The organism is Pantoea sp. SM3 (genome assembly GCF_000963995.1).
GTDB lineage: Bacteria > Pseudomonadota > Gammaproteobacteria > Enterobacterales > Enterobacteriaceae > Pantoea > Pantoea rwandensis_B.
In genome coordinates this window covers 1-18,927 of record NZ_JZRD01000030.1, presented here as the reverse complement: position 1 = coordinate 18,927, position 18,927 = coordinate 1, and the positions used below count along the sequence as shown (strand labels likewise).

Below are 18,927 nucleotides of genomic sequence, written 5' to 3'. Positions count from 1 at the left end.
CTGTTACCGGTAACAGTGCGCATAGTGTAACACTACTAACAGTATTAATTTAGTTTCTAGAAACAAATGCGCACAAATTACTTAACAACTCGCAGCACTGCTTTACATAACTGCGCCGATGCTGTCATCGTCAGATACAACCCACAACAGACAAAACACTGTCTGACGCGGTATAAAAGAGTACACACAACAGCGGAGTGCCTATGTTTAAGTCCTATTTTCCGCGGCCAGCGCTGTTTTTCAGCTCAGCCGCGATTTGGAGTTTGATTGCGATTTTCGCCTGGTTCGGCTTTGCCAATGATTTGCCTGCCCTGTGGCCTTCGCTGCATGCGGCAATGCAACAGCCGCTGCCCACCAATGCCAGCCGTTTTATTCACGCCAGCCAGTTATGGTTCTATGCCTATTACTGGATTGTTGCAGCGATTTTCGCCCTTGCCTGGAAGGTGATTGATAACCATCCGTGGCAGCGCTGGTCAGTGTGGGGCGCAGCCTTAATCATCTTTGTCACCTGGTTTGGTGTGCAGGTCGGCGTAGCGGTCAATGCCTGGTATGGTCCATTCTATGATTTGATTCAAAAGGCCTTAACCAAAGCTGGATCGGTGCAGATTGCTGAATTTTACCAGCAGGTTCTCGCCTTTTTAGGTATCGCATTGATTGCGGTAGTAATTGGCGTGATGAACTCATTCTTTATCAGCCACTGGGTGTTCCGCTGGCGCACCGCGATGAACAACTATTACATGCATAACTGGCAGCGCCTGCGCCATGTTGAAGGTGCCGCACAGCGTGTTCAGGAAGACACCATGCGCTTTGCCAGCACGCTGGAAGATTGGGGCGTGAGCTTTATTCAGGCGATTATGACGCTGGTGGCGTTCCTGCCGGTGCTGATCACCCTGTCACACCACGTCAAAGATATCCCGCTGCTAGGCAACATTCCGTATGCGCTGGTGATTGCGGCGGTGCTGTGGTCGGTGTTTGGTACCGGACTGCTGGCGATCGTCGGGATTAAATTACCGGGGCTGGAGTTCCGCAATCAGCGAGTTGAAGCTGCCTATCGTAAAGAGTTGGTGTATGGCGAAGACAACGCCGATCGCGCGTCACCGCCGACGGTGAATGAGCTGTTTAGCCGCGTGCGCTTTAACTATTTCCGTCTCTATTTCCACTATCTCTATTTCAACATCACCCGCATTCTCTATCTACAGGTCGATAACGTGTTCGGGCTGTTCCTGCTGTTCCCGTCGATTGTGGCCGGGACCATTACGCTCGGTTTGCTCAACCAGATAACCAATGTGTTTGATCAGGTACGATCGTCGTTCCAGTATCTGATCTCGTCGTGGTCAACGCTGGTAGAACTGATGTCGATCTACAAACGTCTGCGCAGCTTCGAGCAAATTCTGGCGGATATCCCGCATCAAGAGATGATGCGGGAGTCGGCTGAGTAAGGTTGCGTTTTAGCGGCGTAATTGATGAAGTGAACCCCGAAAGTTGGGCACTACTCCAACGAGTAGGGGAACGACAATGAACAGTCGTAAGCAGTAACATCGCTTCATGTGCGCGCGATACATCGCGCCGCTACCATTATGCGTAGGGGAGCCTTTAGGCTCCCCCCTAAAATCCATAAAGTTGCATGCTATTAGAACAGCAACAATCAACCAGCCAGCACCGCAAACACCTTCTCAACGGCGTAAGCACCCGGATCTTTCACCCCATCCAGACTCTGTTGGTTCAGATAAGCCGAACGTCCCGCTTTGGCACTCTGCATTTTTGCTGTGGCATCCGCGCCTTGCTGAGCGGCTTTCGCCGCAGCGGCCAGTGACTCACCCGCCACTAACGCCTCCAGCGCCGGTTGCAGCGCATCCACTAACGTACGATGTCCCGGCTGCGCGCCACCGTAATGCTTCATACGTTCCAGACCGTGCATCAACGCCTGCGGCAAAGCGCTGCCCTCTTCAAGCTGTTGACCGGCGCTGGTGAACAGAATCGACATCAGCACACCACTTGAGCCGCCCATCACCGTGGCCAGTTGTTCACCGATCAACGCCATCAGGGTTGGCAGCTCATCCAGCGGCAGCTGCTTGTCACGCAGACCGCGCTGAATCTTCTTCGCACCTGCCGCAAAGGTTGAGCCGGTATCACCGTCGCCGACTTTGGCATCCAGCGCGTTGAGTTCGCTTTCCAGATCGATCAACGTCTGCGTCACGCGATCCACCAACTCAGCCACCTGAGCATTCTCGGACGGATCGAAATCCAGCACGCTGCCAACCTTTTCAGCACTCTGCAAACTGATCGGGGCGAAGTCATAGACCGGCACCCAACCCAGCACTTGCACTGGCGCATTCAGTGCCTCCAGAAACGGTTCCTCCAGCGCCAGCAATGACAGTGAGAACCCTTTCATATCCAACGCGCTGACCAGGGTTGCCGGGCCGATCAGATGGGTGACCCGCGCCGCCAGTGGCGACTGCAACACTTCACGCGTCAACACCGCCAGCTCCAGTTGGGAGAAGCCACCCAGGTTATTAATCAACAGCAGCGCCTGTTTGCCGTCTGGCAAGGACTGCGCCAGTTTATCGGTCATAATGCTGCTGATTTTTCGGCTGTTTTGAGTATCCAGCGTCACCACGCCCGGCTCACCGTGGATGCCCATGCCCAGTTCGCTATGGCCTGCTTCCACGCGTTCATCACGCTTTTCGCCAGGAATATGGCAGGTCGCGAACGCCAGACCAATCGATGAGGTGGCATCAATCGCGCGTTGTGCCAGCGCTTTGACCTCATCCAGTGATTGCCCCTGCTCGGCGGCAAAACCGGCGATCTTATGCACCAGCACCGTCCCGGCAATGCCGCGTGGCTGTGGATTTTCCGGCAGCGCAATATCGTCCTGCACCATTACCAACTCGACGTTGTAGCCGAGGTTTTTCGCTTTCTCCGCCGCCAGCCCGAAGTTCAGGCGATCGCCGGTGTAATTCTTCACAATCAACAGGCAACCGGCATCGCCAGTGACATTGATGATGGCATTGAGCACCGCATCGACGCTCGGTGAGGCAAAAATGTCTCCGCACACCGCCGCCGTGAGCATGCCTTTACCGACAAAACCGGCATGAGCCGGTTCATGCCCCGATCCGCCGCCGGAGATCAGCGCCACTTTGCTCTTATCCCAATCCGTACGCACCACCACGCGGATCTCATCACCGAGATCGAGACGGCTCAGGTTATGCCATGGCGTGCTCAGCAAAACCCCTTCGATGGCTTCGTTCACCAGATCGTTTTTCTCATGCATAAAAAACTGGCTCATTGCTTCCTCTCCATTGGTGTTGTCGAGGTAAAGGTAGCGTATATCGCGGGGGGATCGGGAAAGGAAAGTGCGGAAATGCAAAGGGCGGCACGCGCCGCCCTTTAATTCGGAAAACTACGATCAGAGATGGATTTTCAAAACGCTATCCGGATTTTTTGGTGGCTCTTTACGCGTGCCCGGCTGCTTGATGCTGACAAACAGCGCTTTACCGTCTGCTGACAGCGCCAGGCTGTTCGGCAGGCCAGGTGCTTTCACCGTGCGTTTCACTTTATAGCTGCTCGCGTCGATGATACTGATCTCACCCGCTTTGCGATGCGTGACGTACAGTTCGTTGCGATCGGCATTGAACAGTACCGCCAGAGATTCTGGCACATCAATCTTGTGAATCACCTGCTGAGTGCGGGAATCCAGCACCAGCACCTGAGGCTGTTTAGAGTCGCTCAGGAAGATGCGATGGCCCTGGGTATCCAGCGCGATATTCAGGAAGAAGTGATCTTTATCACCATCAATTTTCTGGCGTTTTTCAATCGCGTTGAGGCGCGTGTTGATGGTCACCAGTTCGCCATCGGCGTTGGTCACATACAATTTCTGCGCCGCAGAATCGATAGCTAAACCGGTGCCCATCTTACCGGTGTTCGGTACGGTGCTGACCAGCTTCAGGGTTTTGCCATCCACCACCCACACCACGCTCTGCTCACCGAGACCAGTGACATACACGCGGTCAGTTGCCGTATCGGCGACCACTTCACGCGGCTGTAGTGGACGGACAGTTTCGCTGCGTTGACGCGCATCCAGCACCAGCGAGTTCAGCACTTTACCGCTGCTGGCATCCACCGAGGTCAGCGCCGCGTCACGCGTGTTACCAAAGAACAGCGTGTTGGTTTTCTGATTGATGGCAGCGCCAAAGGTGGGCAGATCGGTGCTGATGGTCTGCTTCACCGACAGATCCTGCGGATCGAGACGATAGACGGTGCCACCTTTGCCGCTGGCGTTTTGCGCCGTGGCGAGGAACAGCGCGTTATCGCTGTTGCTGAACGCCAGTTCGTAGGCCCCTTTGGAAATCACCTGGTTCAGCGGCTGAGACTCCGCAGCCAGCACCGCAGAGGAAGATAACAGCGCCGTTGCCAGCAGCAATGGACGCAGCGCCCATGTTGTTTTAATCGCTTTCATAACTTCTCCATAGCAAATCCACCGCCTCATGGCAGTGAAGTGAAAGCTCGACAGTGCAACCAATTTCAAAAAGACAGCCCGAGGCGAGCTGACGAAGGATGATTTTTTTTGAGAATAGTAATCATTTAGAGAGGAAAGCGACAGGTTTTTATCAGGTTACCAACGCCGCCAGGGCGCCCTAAGGCACCCTGTCAGCACAGAACGTTAACGCAGACTTATTTGGTCAGTTCGGCAGTCATGTGCACGCCGTTATTGAAGTTGGCTTCAGTCACTTTATAGGAAGCACCAGCTTTATGCGCCTGAGCAGCGATTTGCGCTTCGGCACCATCCAGCGTTGAAGCACATGCGGTGACGCTTTGCGCGAAGCTAGCAAATGGCAGAGCAGAGAGAGCGATAACAGCAACAAAAGTTTTGATAGATTTCATGGTCAATTCCTCAATGTTTTTTTATCGGATAAGGCAGCATCGCCTTGTTGAGATAATAATAGGTGTGAAACCGATCACAAAAAAGCGGAGAGATTTGCCGTTTTTATTCGATTAATTTGAACAAAAAAAGCACATTTGGATTAACCTGTGTGCAAAGGGTTAAAAAACTGGATTCTTATAGTGGTACAGGATTTATGTCTGGAACATCTGCTTTCCAATCTGTCGCCGTTCATGGCTTGATGCAGGCATTTCCAGGAGATTGATAACAATACGCACAAGTGTTTAGGAGCAGGCTGGGGCCGCTTTAGGACGGGCAATCCGCAGCGCCGAACAGCATGAGTCTGCCAGGATAGGACGCGGACGAAAGGCGGGGCGGCACATGGATGTGCCATCCCCCGCCGTTCCGTCAGGCCGACGAATGACGTGAGGGCACCGCGGAGCGGCGCGAGGACGCCAGTCCCAAAGCGGCCCCAGCCTGCGTGATCACGCGTTACTTCACACCGGTGCCACAGGTAATTAACCGTGATGACGAACGCGCGTGAAAATAGTGATCGCCGCCAGCAGCATCAGCACGCCACTGGCGAGGAACACACCGCCCGCACCGTTAAGATCAAACATCCAGCCACCTGCCGCAGCACCCGCAGTGATGGCCAGCTGAATGGTTGCCACCAGCAAACCACCGCCGGATTCGGCATCATCCGGCACCGCACGGGAGATCCAGGTTGACCAGCCCGTTGGCATCGAACCAAACGCCAGGCCCCACATGGCGACGCCCGCACCGACCAGCCACGGCAGATTGCCAAAACTCACCAGCACCACCGCCGTCACGCTCATCACCAGCGCCATGCCGGTCAGCGTCAGAGAGACGCTACGCGTCACCAGGAAGCCCGCCAGCGAAGTACCGAAGAAATTCGCCACACCAAACGCCAGCAGCACCAGCGACAGCTGATTGATGTTGAGCTGTGCGCTACTTTCCAGGAACGGACGCAGATAGGTAAAGAAGGCAAAGTGTCCGGTGAACATCATGATCACCGCCAGCATGCCCCAGCGCATCAGGCTGTTGCGCAGCAGATCCAGCACGCCGCCGCTGCGCGCTTTATTCTCTGGCGGCATCGCAGGCAGCGTGAAGAACTGCCAGAACAGCGCCAGCACACCCAATACACCAGTCAGCAGGAAAATGTTACGCCAGCCAATCAGGCCCCCGAGATAGCTTCCCAACGGGGCGGCAATAATGGTCGCCAGTGAAATACCGCTGAACACTATCGAGAGCGCCTTCGGCACCTGATCGCTCGGTACCAGCCGCATGGTAATCGCGGTCGAGAGCGTCCAGAAGCCACCAATCGCCATGCCGAGCAGCACGCGCGCCAGCAGAATCATCGGCAGGTTCTCTGCAAATGCCACCAGCAGCGCCGAGGCAATCAGCAGCAGCGTGAAGGCCAGCATCACGAGGCGACGGTCAAGACGGCGCGTAATGTTACCGATCACCAGGCTGGTGAGCAGCGCCACCAGCGCGGTCACGGTCACCGTTTGTCCCGCTTGCCCTTCGCTCACTTGCAGCGAGTCGGCAATCGGTGTCAGCAAGCTCACCGGCAGAAATTCGGCAGATATCAGACCGAACACGCCAAAAGCCATGGCAAACACCGCGCCCCATGCAGGTTTATCCACCGCTATACTTGTTTCGACTACTTCAGTATCCAGACTCATCTGCGATCCCCATCACAAAAATTCAGGTTGTAAGCATAGTGAGACGACGCAAGACGATCTATGATACAAAAACTTTGTTTTTTGATAATTCGTCTGGATTCGTATGAGCCGCTATGAAGATCTGACCAGTGAACTGCTGATGGGCATGCGCCTGAATGGCGTGAAATATCAGCGTATCGCCTTACATACCCCTTTTGGTTTGCAATACGATGACGCGCCGGGCAAGGCACAGCTGCACTTTGTTGGCCGTGGATCGTTAATGATCCGCTCAGCGTCTGGCGTGATCTATCCGTTGCAGGCGGGTGATGCGCTGCTGATCCCGCATGGCAAAGCGCACGCGCTGATCTCCAGCGAGGATGCCATCTGTGAACCGATCGACACCTTCAACAGCAAACCGATCTGTGACAGCGTCTGTGACATTGGTGACAGCAGCGAAGGCTGCCCGGACGACAGCGATGTGATTCTGTTTAGCGCCTGCATGGCGTTTGAACTCGGCGGTATGCAGCCGCTGGTACACACCATGCCGGATGTCATGCTGGTGAGTACCTTGCTGGCGCAGTACCCTGAAATCCAGCCGATTCTTGATGCGATGGAGCGCGAAACCCGCGACCGCAAAGCCGGTTTCGCTGGCATTCTTTCCCGTCTGGCAGATGTGGTGGCAGCGCAGATTGTGCGCGGCTGGGTTGAGAACGGCTGCGGTAAGGGCAGCGGATTAGTGCAGGCGCTGCGCGACCCGCGTCTGAGCCAGGCGATGGCGGCCATGCATCGTGCGCCGGGCGAAAACTGGACGGTGGAACGTCTGGCGAAAGAATCGGGCAGTTCACGCTCGGTGTTTGCTGCCCGCTTTCAAACGGCCACTGGCATGACGCCGCTGCGCTATCTCACTGAACTGCGCATGCGGCTGGCGGTAGAGCGGATCGTCAATGAGGGCGAAGCGGTGGAAAGCGTCGCCTTCCACCTCGGTTATGGCTCGCTGGCGGCGTTTAGCCGGGCGTTTAAACGCATTGTCGGCTCACCACCCGGCGCATTACGTGCAGCGCGCGAGACACTTTAGCGAAACACGCCGATCGCTTGCAGCACGCGCTTCGGCGTATTTAGCGCAGCGTGCGAGACCTTTTAACGAAACACGCTGATCGCTTCCACCAGGCGATTAGCCTGACGCTTCGGCGTATTCCTCGCAGCGAGCGAAACCTTTTAACGAAACACGCCGATCGCTTCCAGCACGCGATTCGGCTGACGCTTTGGCGCGTTTCGCGCAGCGTGCGAGTTCCTTTAACGGAATACGCTGATCGCTTCCACCAGGCGATTCGCCTGACGCGTCATGCGCCCGGACGCTTCGGCGCTTTCCGCCACGCGAGCGGCATTCTGGTGCGTGATATCGTCGAGATCTTCCACTGCAGTACTCACTTCACTTAACGCGATGGACTGTTCCGCCGTGGCAGAACTGATCTGGGCAATCAATGCCGTGACGTTTTGCACCTGGTCGACAATATCCTGCATGGTGCGCCCGGCCGCATCAGCGTGATGACTACCCGACTGCACGCGACCCGCGCTGGTTTCCACCAGCGTTTTGATTTCACTGGCGGCTTTGGCGCTACGCTGCGCCAGGCTGCGCACCTCACCCGCGACCACTGCAAACCCTTTGCCCTGCTCACCGGCACGCGCCGCTTCCACCGCGGCGTTTAACGCCAGAATGTTGGTCTGAAAAGCGATACCGTCAATCACGCTGGTAATATTGGCGATGCGTTTCGAGCTGTCGGCGATCTCCGCCATCATCCCCACCATTTCCTGCATCACATCACCGCCTTTCAGCGCGGCGTGGCTGGTATTTTCTGACAGCTTATTCACTTCATTAGCCGTATCGGTGTTGCTTTTCACCGTGGCGGTCATTTCATTCATGGTGGCGGCGGTCTGCTGCACGTTGGCCGCTGCCTGCTCAGTGCGACGGCTCAATTCGTCGTTGCTGCGCGCTATCGCACCGCTGGCACTGAGTACATTGATCGCCTGGCCGCTGACATCATCCACCAGCCAGCGGAACATCAGGCCGAGCTGTCCGATCGCACGCAGCGTGATCCCGATTTCATCCACACGATCTAACTGATCCACCTTATGACTGGCGCCAGTGGCGACGCTCAATGCCTGGCGGCAAATACGTTCCATTGGACGGGAAATCTGCTGCTCCAGCCACAGACTCGCCAACAGCAACAAACCGGCCATGCCAGCGGCAAAACCGCCCAGCGCCATCGGTGCGACTCCCAGCAGCCAGACGCCGATCACGGACAACGGCAGCACGGCGATCAAGGTGGATCGAATCCGCCAGCGCAGCGGCAGGGTTTTCAGCAGTGAGCCGAGACGACGCCAGCCGGTGCCGACCAGCAGCCCTTTATGGAAACGACGGCCTTTAGCACGCCCTTCACGGAAATCACGGTACAGCGCTTCGGTCTGACGGATCTCTTCGGCGGAAGGTTTGGTGCGCACCGACATGAAGCCCTGCACCTTTCCTTCGCGCACCACCGGAATCGCATTGGCTCGCACCCAATAGTGATCACCGTTCTTACGACGATTTTTCACCAGCGCGGTCCAGGGTTCGCCCTGTTTCAGGGTGGCCCACATGTCGGCAAACGCTTCCGGCGGCATATCCGGGTGACGCACCATGTTATGCGGTTGCCCATTGACCTCCTCCGGCTCGAAACCGCTGACCTCAATAAAGGCGTCGTTGGCATAGGTGATATAGCTGTTGAGGTCGGTGGTCGACATCAGCGTAGCGTTATCATCAAAAATGAACTCACGCTGTGTGATGGGCTGGTTGTTCCGCATGTGTGTTGTCCTTGCAAGATGCAGGCTAAAGGAAAAAATCAATTACACTTTTTTACCTTTTCGGCAGCGCAGGGAGCGGTCTTTAGCGATGAGAATTAATTTTTATCCTGAATTAAAGCCGCAGTGAATAATATCCCTGTTTTTTATGGCAGAAATCGATCGATAAAATTTTATTTAGAGTATATGAAATCAAGGTTTTGCCGGGGCGCAAGATGAGCAAGGTGCACATCAATGTGTACCTAAGCCCATCCCACAATTGATGGCGACAAGGCCGAACACCGCATCCGCTTATTGACGCTATTTATCGCGACTTGTCCACATACCGCAGTCCATTGACGACGATATTTAAGGCGACTCTTGCAATGTCCTCACTTAAAACTGCCACCTTACGCCCACGTTATAGCGCCAACCTTTGGCACCGTTGCCGCTGATCTCTTTGCGATAATCCGCCTCCGCATACAGTGAAACATCTTTCTGCAACGTGGCGGTCCCGCCTGCGCCCACTTCCCACATCTGACCAAAGTGGCCGCTGGTGAAAGTGGCGCTCAATGCAGGGTTCTCCACCGAAGAGATGTTGGTGTCCGCCGTGCCGCCCCAACCTTTGTAATAATTGGCGCGCAGGTAAGGGGTGTACTGGCGGTTGCTGTCATCCGTCCAGGTGCGATCAAGCCTTGCGCCTAAACGTCCGATGGTCTGGTTGTAGTCGCCGTAGCGCACCTTGTTACCGTCTTCATCAGTAAAGTCGTTCATGTTCAGCTTCATGTACATCAACTGCGCCTGCGGCTCCAGTTTGTAGCCATCGCCAAGATCAAATGGATAACCGCTCTCCAGTGAGGCCGTCCAGCCATGACCTTTTAGCTTCGCCTCTTGTTTTTGCCGTGCGATATCGGTTTCACCACGATGCCAGTCGAACGACAGCACGCCATCCAGATAGAACCCGTTTTGACGCTGCCAGGTGCCGTAAAAGGCCAGGCTGTCGCTGTCGAAGGTGGTGCTGCTGTAGCCGTCGGTGGCATCCGGTCGAATCCGCGTATTACCGCGCGTGTAGGCTAAGCCACCGCGCAGGCTGTCTTTGTCACCGTCGAGGCGCAGAACGTTGCCACCCACCTGCACCGCGCTGTAATCCAGATCGAAGTCGTAACCGTAATCACGGAAGCTCTGGTCACTTTTGTACTTCAGGTTGGAGCCGATGTAGCGCAGGAACATCTCGCCGCCCTCACCTTCCGGCCGTGTCTGCTCATGACGCAATTCGCCGAGACGCTTATGCAAATCGTCGATAATCGCGGAGGTGTAATACGCCAGCCCAACCGGTGCGGAGATGTAGGAGGGTACCTGCGGCACCACTGCGGGACGCGTATTGTAGGAGTGCTCAGAACCAAATGCATCGGTGATAAAGGTCGATGGGCAACTGGCGCCATCTTCACACACGTAATAATTTGCCAGCCGGTAATCCCAGTAATTGTTGCCACTGCCGCTAACCAAACGCTGGCTGGGATCGGTACTGCCCGGTGCAAAAGTGTAGAGACGATATTGCCACGGCCCCGCAGCGAGATAGCCGTCTTTCAGGGCAAAGCTATCAGGGCCAGCGTTACCCACGACCTGTGCCAGTGAAATCCCCTCGTTACCCTCAATGCCGCCATTGCGATTCAAGTCCGTTAATCCGCCAGTGCTGCTGTTGGTCAGTTTGACGTTGATCAGCGTGGTGCCGGTGGCATTACCCGTGACATTGAGATGGTCGGTGAACTGGTTGCTCAGCGCGCCGCCTGCGTTAAGGTCAGTGATCAGATTAAGCTGACCGCCGCTGGAAGCCAGCGAACCATTGATATTCAAGGTGTTGCCCGGCGATCCCGCGCCGTTAGTCAGGTCGAGAATACCGGCGTTGTTCACAGTAAGTGAATCCGCCGTGCCGCCCGCTAACGTCGGATGCACATTGTTGCCCGCATACAGCGTTGAATTTTCATCGATATTAATGGTGCTGTGCGCCAGTTTGAGGTTGTCAGTGAGCGTCCATTGGGTATCGGCAAAGTTAATGGTGCTCCAACCGCTGCCCAGGTTTACCCCTTTATTGAGATCGTCAGCGCCCAGGCTGCCGCCACGAGAATCGATCTGATTAAACGTCAGCGTATTTCCGGTTCCGCTGCCGCTGGTGAGGTGATAGGTGGTGCCGAGATCCACCTTACTGACCTCCGCGTTATTGTTATTGTCATTGCCCATGGTCAGGCTGCCGTTAAGCGATCCGCCCGTCCAGCGGAACACATCGGACCCGCCGCCGGGGTTGATATCGCCACGCACCTCCCCTTCGGTCAGCAGGATTTCATCATTGGCATTGCTGCCTGCCACCGCCACGGTTTGTGGATTGACGGTGATGATGTTGCCGAAGTTTTCGAAGAGGGTTTTACCGCCGCGCAAATCCACTACCGGCGCAGTCAGACTGTTGGAGGTGAACGTCCCGGTGTTGACGATAGTGCCCGCCGTGCTGGAGATCAGTGCCGATCCGCCCGCCGGATTATCGATCGTGACATCTGCGGCGGTGGTGACATTGCCGGTGGTGTTGGCGCGAATACCGGTGCCACCCGCGCCGGTGACATTAAATTGATAGCCCGAGCCCAGCGTTAAATCGCCACGGGTAGTCGATCCATCCGCATTGGCGATGTTCAAGCCGGTGCCGCTGCCTGACACATTGGTGGTCACCGTTGAGTCAGGATCAAACGGCACTGCGGTGCGGATACCGTTGCCATTCGCCACATTAAGCGTGAGGTTGCTCAAGCTAACATTGCTGAGTTCGGCGCGGTTTTCGATGCCGTTGCCGCTCCCCAAAACATTCACTGTGGCATCGCTGGCGCTGAGCGCGCTGGCACCGTTATCGACCAGGATGCCGTGCGCACTGCCACGCGTGGTGATCACGGTATCGCTGCCGGTTAATGCCAGCTGTGCGCCGTCACTGATGCGCACGCCTGCCACACCGTTATCGACATTGATCACGCCGCCTTTGGCCAGCGTGCTGCCGCTGCCAGACACATCCAACCCGGTGCCGTTCGCCACATTGACCGACCCGTTATTGGTCAGTGTGCTGCCCGCGCGCGAGCGGATACCGATATTGTTGCTGCCGGTGAGGTCTACCGTCCCGTTGTTGACCACCGTGGCACCGTTGGTGACATCAAAGCCGATGGCATTACTGCCTGCGCCACTGAGATTGGCATTGCTGGTAACGATAGTGGCTGCTGACGTGCCATCCAGCGCGTTGCTCAGATCGGTGCGCAGATTATTGACCAGCACACCGACGGCACGATTGCCGCTCAGGTTAATGCTGCTGCCGCTATCGAGTGTGGTCGCGCCGCCGCCCTCGGTACGGATCGCGGTGCTGCCCTGGCCGCTGGCGGTAAGATTGACATTCGCCGTGTTCAGCGTGCTGCCACGGCCAGAGACGATCACGCCGGTGCTGTTGGCCGCGCTGGCGGTGAGCGTCGCTGGGTTGCTGAAGCTCAGCCCAGCGCCATCATCAATGCGGTATCCGGTGGAATTCAGCGTATTCACGTCCAGCGCGTTGGCGGCAGAGTTGATACGTGAACCATTGCCCGCCGCGTGATAAGCAATCTGATCGCTGCTGTTGAAGTCAGGCGCCGAGCCAGTCGCGATATTCACCAATGCGCCGTTGAGCGCTTCCGCGCCTATCGCACCAGTACCGTTAAGATTCAAGCTGCCACTGTTGAGGTTAGCAATCGCCCGGCTACCGCTGGCGCTTACGCCCCTGCTGCGGTTGGTGGCACTGCCGCCGTTGACATTGATATTGCCGCTGTTGTTAGCCGTGGTATTGGCCGTGCTGCCGCTGCTGTTGAGCGCAATGCCGGTTCCGCCGTCATTAATATTGATATTACCGCTGTTGGTGCCAGTCGCACCGCTCTCCACGCGTATGCCGGTGGCATTCGCGCCGCTGAAAGCAATGTCGCCGGTGTTAGTGAGCTGGGCCCGATTGCGTGCCAGATAGCCGATCAACCCGCTTTGCGACGAATTGAGTGCCGCTGCAGAACTCAACGTGGTGCTGGCCACCGGCGCCCCGCTGTTGCTGCCCGCCAGCGTATGTTTCTGCCCATCAACGATTGCGCCAATGGCGTTATTGCCGGTGAGGTTGATAGTGGTGTCATTGTCGATGGTGCCTGTTGCGCCGCCTTCGATGTTGACGCCGGTCGCCCCCGCACCACTGACGTTCAGCGTGGCATTGCGGGTGTTTACTTCGGTACCGCCGGTGCCGCTGCCGTTTACCGCCACAGAACCTGCACCTGATGCCGTGAGCGACAGATCGGTGCCATCAAAATCTGCGCCCTGCTCAACGCGGAACAGTGTCGAATTGGACGTCGTGACATTGAAGGGATTATTGCCCGCCACGTTGATGCGCGCATTGGGGCCATAGGCAAAGAAAGCGATTTGATTGCTGCCGTTGCTGAACGTCGGTATCGCGTTGGCATCAACTTCCACTGTGGCATTGCCGCGCGCGTGCACGCCAATCGCGCCCGTGCCGCTTAGATTCACCGGGCCGTTGACGTCCGCGCTCGCCTGCCCGGAGCCCTGACCTTCCACCCACACCCCAAAGTTACGCGTGCCGCTGGCCGGATCGGCCCCCCCGGCCACGTTGATGCTCCCCGTTGAGCTGGCAGACGCGGTATTGCCATTGGTGGCAACCACCTTCACACCCGTACCGTTGACGCCGTTAAGGTTGATGGTGCCACTGTTATCGATGGTGCCGCTGCTGTTGGTCACCAACATCCCCACGTTCTCACGCGGCACGCTCGCGGCAGCGCCATTCACATCAATAGTGCCGTTATTGACCATGGTGACGCCGCTGGCTCCCGTTGCAGACATGCCTGCCGCGTTCTGCACCTTTGAGCCAATCACGATATTGCCGTTGTTGATCGCTCTGCCGTTGGCCACCAGCGCAATCCCGCTGGTGAGTCCACTTTGATTCATCGCGGTATCCGCTACGCTGTCGGTCAGACTATTTTGCGGGCCACGGCCAATATAAATTTGCCCATCGGCATTGTTGGTGAAGAGGGAGGTCGGTGCTGTCAGCAGCACACCAGAGGCGGTGCCGCGTGCGCTGGAACCATTTACGCCAACGTTGATATTGCCGCTGTTGCTGGATGTCGCCTCATCTTCCAGCCGAATCCCCGCCACGCCATATTGCGAGTTACTGCCGATGGTCGCGAGATTCACGATGCCGTTGTTGTTAAACGCACTGCCGCTCTGCACCAGCACACCGTTGGCACCATAACCGGTGGAGCCGATGCCGGTGCCATCCTGACGATTGAGGAATCCGCCATTAATGACGCCAGTGGTGCTGGTGCTGCCACTGCTCTGGTCAGAGAGCACCAGTGCCGTGCCGTTATTGGCGAGGGTGCCGCGGCTGGCGAGCTTGCCATCAATCACCGCCTGCGCGCCGTTGGAGGCTTTAATCGCCCCGCCTGTCGAACCCACGACTTCCAGTGTGTTGCCCGCCGCGAGATTGACGCGGGCGTCTGGACCATCGGCATTGACCACGATGCGGTTGCCAATCGGCTGCGTGACTTCATCCGGCGGCGTGGCGCTGACGTCGTACACAATATTGCCATTGGTGACGGTAACCGCTTTGTTGAACTCGGTCAGGTAGTTGGCTTTATCCAGATTGCCCATCTGCAACTGACCAATCAGCCAGTTATTGTAAGTCTGCAATTCGCTGGCGCTGGTGACGGTGAAGGTGTGTGTGACGCCATCCAGCGTTTGCACATTCACGCTGCCGTTGTAGGTCGCAAGGTTCTGCACCTGAAAGGATTGCGTGGCGCCTGCACCATCCGGTGTCGCGGCAGTGCCGAAGAAGCTGATGCGATTGTTGGAATTCCAGTTCAGCGTGCTGTTGCTGCCTACCTGAAACAGCGTGGTTTGCTTCGCTGCCATGCTCCAGCTGTTGGTGCTGGCGCTGCTGGCGGCATTCGCTTGCCCAATATTCACATCAAGCAGACCACCGTTGGAAACATCCGCGATGCGCGTGTTGATGTATTGATCGCCGTTAACGTTGACCACGTCCGGCACGGCGGTATCGGAAGTCACTGGCGTTTGTGCCACCAGGCTGGCGGAGTTGTAGACCTGGAAGGTGGTGTTACCGCCCGTGGTCGGATCGGGTACGGTGATGGCGAAGTTCTGCGGACCGGGATCAAGACGCGTCTGATTCAGAAACTGCGCACCCGATGTAATATTCACCTGCCCCAGGCTCGAACTCACGGAACCATCCTTTCCCGGGGCAAAATCTGGATTGCCGGTCAGCGTTTCATTGCTGCCGTTGACGTTAATATTCTGCTCGCCAAAAAGGTTGTCATTCACCTGCGGTGAATAGCTTCCCAACGTAATGGCTTGCGCGCTTATTGCCGGATAAAACAGCGCTTGCGCGGCTAATATTCCGAACGCAATCGGATTTAATGTGAACTTCATACTTCCTCCAGTGGGCGTGCAGCGTCGACGCTGTTATTGCAACAGCGTTAAATTCATCGCGAGGGGATAAAGCGGCAGGAATAACACCAACCCCGATGTGCAATTCATTTCAGAGAACCACTGTGTGAAGAAAGTCTGGTGCAGCGAATAAAGAGTTAATTCTGTTTTTATAGATTAATTGGCTTTAGGTATAGACTTTTCTGCCATCGGACGCAAAAGGTAATTCGGGATAACCCGTTGTCATCATGGCGAAATATTTGTGAGACGGGAAATACTTTGGGCGATAATTGAGTCCAGAAGTTTACAATCATTAGCCTGCTATCTTATTAATAATTTCTTTATTTTTCCTTAGCAGTTTACTTACAAATGGCACGGCATTATTGGCGACATTAGCACCAGGCTAAGCGATACGGTGAAATGCAAAAATGTGACAAAAATCACATTTTCGAGCGCGCGATATCGAGGGGGACAGCGGCTTTTCCCCACTGTGCGGGCGATATCAGACTCACTTTCCGGTCCACCGCAGCGACACAATACGTTGCGCCACTACGGTGAACAGCGACGGTGTCAGCTCAAATCGACGCCTTTGGTCCCGCCCCACCAGGTGAAGGCAAATCCGCCGACCCACGCGACAATTAACCCCGCGAGGTAGACTGCCATACCGGCAAAGATCCCCTGTGAAGAGGTCATCAGCGGCAACGTAACCAATCCGGAAGGCCCAAACACCGTATTCATCCCCACCGGCAGACCGAGCCAGGCCACCAAGCCAATGAAGAATCCACCCAACGCACCGCCACAACAGGCAGTAATAAATGGCTTCAGGCGCGGCAGCGTAACGCCATAAATCAGAGGTTCGCCCACGCCCAACAGGCCCGGCACGATTGCGCCTTTGATTTGCGTACGCAGCAGAGAATGCTTATCGGCCTTGCACCACAGCGCCAATGACGCGCCCACCTGGCCTGCGCCCGCCATCGCCAGAATCGGGAATAGCGAGTTGAATCCCTGAGTTTCCATCAACGCGAAATAGACCGGGATAAAGCCCTGATGAATCCCGAACATCACCGCAATCAAAAACAGACCGGCCAAAATAGCGCAGCCAAAGGGATTGTTATTGAGATGAATAAACAACCACGACATGCCTTTAAATAACTCACCGCCAATCGGCATAATCACCATAAAGGTAATGGCACCGGTAATTAATAACGTGAGTAACGATGTCAAAATCATGTCGAGATTATCGGGGATAATTTTACGCAGTTGTTTCTCAATCCACGCACCGAATATCGCCGCCAATAATACGCCGATAATATTACCGCGCGGGTCAATCGCCATGCCAAAGAAATCTGACATTCCGCTGTAATAACCCACCGTGGCTTTTGGCATATAACCCAGCACAAACAGCGAGGCGATAATGGCACCGTTCACTCCAGTGCCACCAAAGGCTTTCTGCGCGTTATAGCCAATCAGGATACTGAGGAAGGTAAACAGCCCCTTGCCGAACACTTTCATGTAGGCCACGGTATCCAGCAGCCACTGCGCATGTTCGCCGGGCTGGTTGAGGTGGAAAATCTGCTCAATCAGCGTGACAAATCCCAGCAGCAAACCGACACCGATAAAACCGGGGATCAGGGGGGTGAAGATGGTGGCAAAACAGGAAAGAAAACGGTGCAGCGCGCTGGTTTGCTTCGCTTTCATCTGCTGCTTTTGAGCGGCGGCAAGGGTGCTGAGATCCTGCGGCTTTTCCGCTTCATCGTTATTCAGTAATCCCTGCATTTTCTCTGCGGCAGTTTGCGCTTTGCCGGGACCAAGAACGATTTGCAGTTGCGCATCGCTGTCGATCACCCCCAATACGCCGGGCAGCGTTTTCAACCTGGCGTGATCCACCAGAGCGGCATCCGCGAGCGTGAGGCGCAGGCGCGTCATGCAGTTACCGCACTGCACGATGTTATGCGCGCCTCCTACCGCTTGCAGGATATCGCGCAGCAGTCCTTCGGTGATGGCGGCCATTATTGCGCTCCTGCGTCACGCAATGCGTTACGGATAAAGCCGCTGTTTTGCTTCAGCAGCGCTTTGGCTTCGTTGGCATCCAATCCTGCCAGCACCATCACAATGGCGGTTTTGCAGTGCCCATGACACGCGTTCAGCGCCTGCTGCGCGGTGGCTTCGTCGCAGTCAGTGGCCTGTTTCACGATATTGATTTGGCGCTGCACCAGCTTTTGGTTAGTGGCTTCAACATCGACCATCAGGTTGCCATACACCTTGCCACTGCGGATCATGGCGCCAGTGGTCAGCATATTGAGCACCAGCTTTTGCGCTGTACCCGCTTTCATGCGCGAGGAACCGGTGACGACTTCTGGCCCCACCACCGGGGTGAGCGCCACATCGGCGGCTTGCGACATGGGGCTGTTGGGATTGCAAGTTAATGCCGCGCTGAAAGCACCCTGCTGTTTCGCATAGGCTAACGCGCCCAATACATAGGGCGTACGGCCACTGGCAGCAATCCCCACCAGTACATCATTAGCGTTGAAATTGATGTCCTTTAAATCCTGTGCGCCCTGTTCGACGTTATCTTCCGCGTTCTCCACCGCCTGCAAAATCGCGGTGTGGCCGCCAGCAATTAAACCGACGACCTGCGAGCGCGGCGTGCCGAAAGTTGGCGGACACTCACTGGCATCGAGAATACCGAGACGGCCCGACGTGCCCGCTCCGCAATAAATGAGGCGTCCGCCTTTGCTGAAGGCTGCGGTAATCGCATCCACTACCTGTGCGATCTGCGGCACAATCGCCTCCACCGCCAGCGCCACTTTTTTGTCTTCATCATTGATGACGCGCAGCATCGCTTCGGTGGATAGCTCGTCAATGTTTTGGCTCGCCGGGTTACGGCCTTCGGTGATCATCTGGCTGAGGTCGATCTGCATCACGCACTCCTGTGAAAGAATAATTTATTCAAAAAACTATAACCCATTTTGAATTGTTAATTCCTGCCTGGCGGTCAAGTTTTTGTACTTTTTACTGAAGCAGACGAAAAAAACCCGCCGGATGGCGTAATGCCGATCAGTTAAGGATCAG

At 55.9% G+C, this 18,927-nt stretch carries 10 protein-coding genes; 2 read left to right on the top strand and 8 right to left on the bottom strand.

The window, feature by feature from the left end; all coding sequences use genetic code 11:
- The first annotated feature begins 203 nt into the window (after window positions 1-203).
- Window positions 204-1,439, top strand: a complete 1,236-nt coding sequence (gene sbmA, locus VI01_RS16750) for a peptide antibiotic transporter SbmA (protein ID WP_045815970.1) — start codon at window positions 204-206, stop codon at window positions 1,437-1,439.
- Window positions 1,440-1,645: 206 nt separating this feature from the next.
- Here sbmA and VI01_RS16745 read toward each other — a convergent pair whose 3' ends face one another.
- The 4 genes from VI01_RS16745 to VI01_RS16730 form a co-directional block, all read right to left on the bottom strand.
- On the bottom strand, window positions 1,646-3,286 hold the full coding sequence (locus tag VI01_RS16745) for a dihydroxyacetone kinase subunit DhaK (protein ID WP_045815969.1): 1,641 nt from the start codon (window positions 3,284-3,286) through the stop codon (window positions 1,646-1,648).
- Between the two features lie 120 nt (window positions 3,287-3,406).
- Entirely contained in the window at window positions 3,407-4,456 is a 1,050-nt protein-coding gene (locus tag VI01_RS16740; RefSeq protein ID WP_045815968.1) for a YncE family protein, read from the bottom strand.
- A 215-nt stretch (window positions 4,457-4,671) separates the two neighbouring features.
- Window positions 4,672-4,881 carry a DUF1471 domain-containing protein gene (locus VI01_RS16735; RefSeq protein WP_045815967.1) on the bottom strand — a complete coding sequence of 70 codons (210 nt, stop codon included), beginning with the start codon at window positions 4,879-4,881 and terminating at the stop codon, window positions 4,672-4,674.
- A gap of 516 nt (window positions 4,882-5,397) precedes the next feature.
- Window positions 5,398-6,585: an MFS transporter gene (locus VI01_RS16730; protein WP_045815966.1), complete on the bottom strand. Its 1,188-nt coding sequence runs from the start codon at window positions 6,583-6,585 to the stop codon at window positions 5,398-5,400.
- 103 nt (window positions 6,586-6,688) lie between these two features.
- On the opposite strand from VI01_RS16730, the gene VI01_RS16725 reads away from it, so the two are divergent.
- A complete protein-coding gene (locus VI01_RS16725; RefSeq protein WP_045815965.1) occupies window positions 6,689-7,639 on the top strand; it encodes an AraC family transcriptional regulator in 951 nt (316 codons plus the stop codon).
- 218 nt (window positions 7,640-7,857) lie between these two features.
- Here the strand turns inward: VI01_RS16725 and VI01_RS16720 are convergent, their stop codons facing one another.
- The 4 genes from VI01_RS16720 to murQ form a co-directional block, all read right to left on the bottom strand.
- Complete coding sequence (locus VI01_RS16720; protein ID WP_045815964.1) at window positions 7,858-9,402, bottom strand: PAS domain-containing methyl-accepting chemotaxis protein; 1,545 nt, start codon at window positions 9,400-9,402, stop codon at window positions 7,858-7,860.
- Between the two features lie 372 nt (window positions 9,403-9,774).
- The gene (locus VI01_RS16715) at window positions 9,775-15,858 is read right to left on the bottom strand and encodes an autotransporter outer membrane beta-barrel domain-containing protein (protein ID WP_045815963.1); all 6,084 of its coding nucleotides are present in this window, start codon (window positions 15,856-15,858) and stop codon (window positions 9,775-9,777) included.
- 567 nt (window positions 15,859-16,425) lie between these two features.
- On the bottom strand, window positions 16,426-17,865 hold the full coding sequence (gene murP / locus VI01_RS16710) for a PTS N-acetylmuramic acid transporter subunit IIBC (protein ID WP_045815962.1): 1,440 nt from the start codon (window positions 17,863-17,865) through the stop codon (window positions 16,426-16,428).
- Entirely contained in the window at window positions 17,865-18,776 is a 912-nt protein-coding gene (gene murQ / locus VI01_RS16705; RefSeq protein WP_045815961.1) for an N-acetylmuramic acid 6-phosphate etherase, read from the bottom strand. The genes murP and murQ overlap by 1 nt, the downstream gene beginning before the upstream one ends.
- Window positions 18,777-18,927: the final 151 nt, after the last annotated feature.

Bases quoted from the DNA above. Each gene is read 5' to 3' on its own strand.
- VI01_RS16740 (WP_045815968.1), bottom strand. From the start codon at position 4,456: ATGAAAGCGATTAAAACAACATGGGCGCTGCGTCCATTGCTGCTGGCA.
- murP (WP_045815962.1), bottom strand. From the start codon at position 17,865: ATGGCCGCCATCACCGAAGGACTGCTGCGCGATATCCTGCAAGCGGTA.
- sbmA (WP_045815970.1), top strand. From the start codon at position 204: ATGTTTAAGTCCTATTTTCCGCGGCCAGCGCTGTTTTTCAGCTCAGCC.
- VI01_RS16725 (WP_045815965.1), top strand. From the start codon at position 6,689: ATGAGCCGCTATGAAGATCTGACCAGTGAACTGCTGATGGGCATGCGC.
- VI01_RS16720 (WP_045815964.1), bottom strand. From the start codon at position 9,402: ATGCGGAACAACCAGCCCATCACACAGCGTGAGTTCATTTTTGATGAT.
- VI01_RS16745 (WP_045815969.1), bottom strand. From the start codon at position 3,286: ATGAGCCAGTTTTTTATGCATGAGAAAAACGATCTGGTGAACGAAGCC.
- VI01_RS16735 (WP_045815967.1), bottom strand. From the start codon at position 4,881: ATGAAATCTATCAAAACTTTTGTTGCTGTTATCGCTCTCTCTGCTCTG.
- VI01_RS16715 (WP_045815963.1), bottom strand. From the start codon at position 15,858: ATGAAGTTCACATTAAATCCGATTGCGTTCGGAATATTAGCCGCGCAA.
- murQ (WP_045815961.1), bottom strand. From the start codon at position 18,776: ATGCAGATCGACCTCAGCCAGATGATCACCGAAGGCCGTAACCCGGCG.
- VI01_RS16730 (WP_045815966.1), bottom strand. From the start codon at position 6,585: ATGAGTCTGGATACTGAAGTAGTCGAAACAAGTATAGCGGTGGATAAA.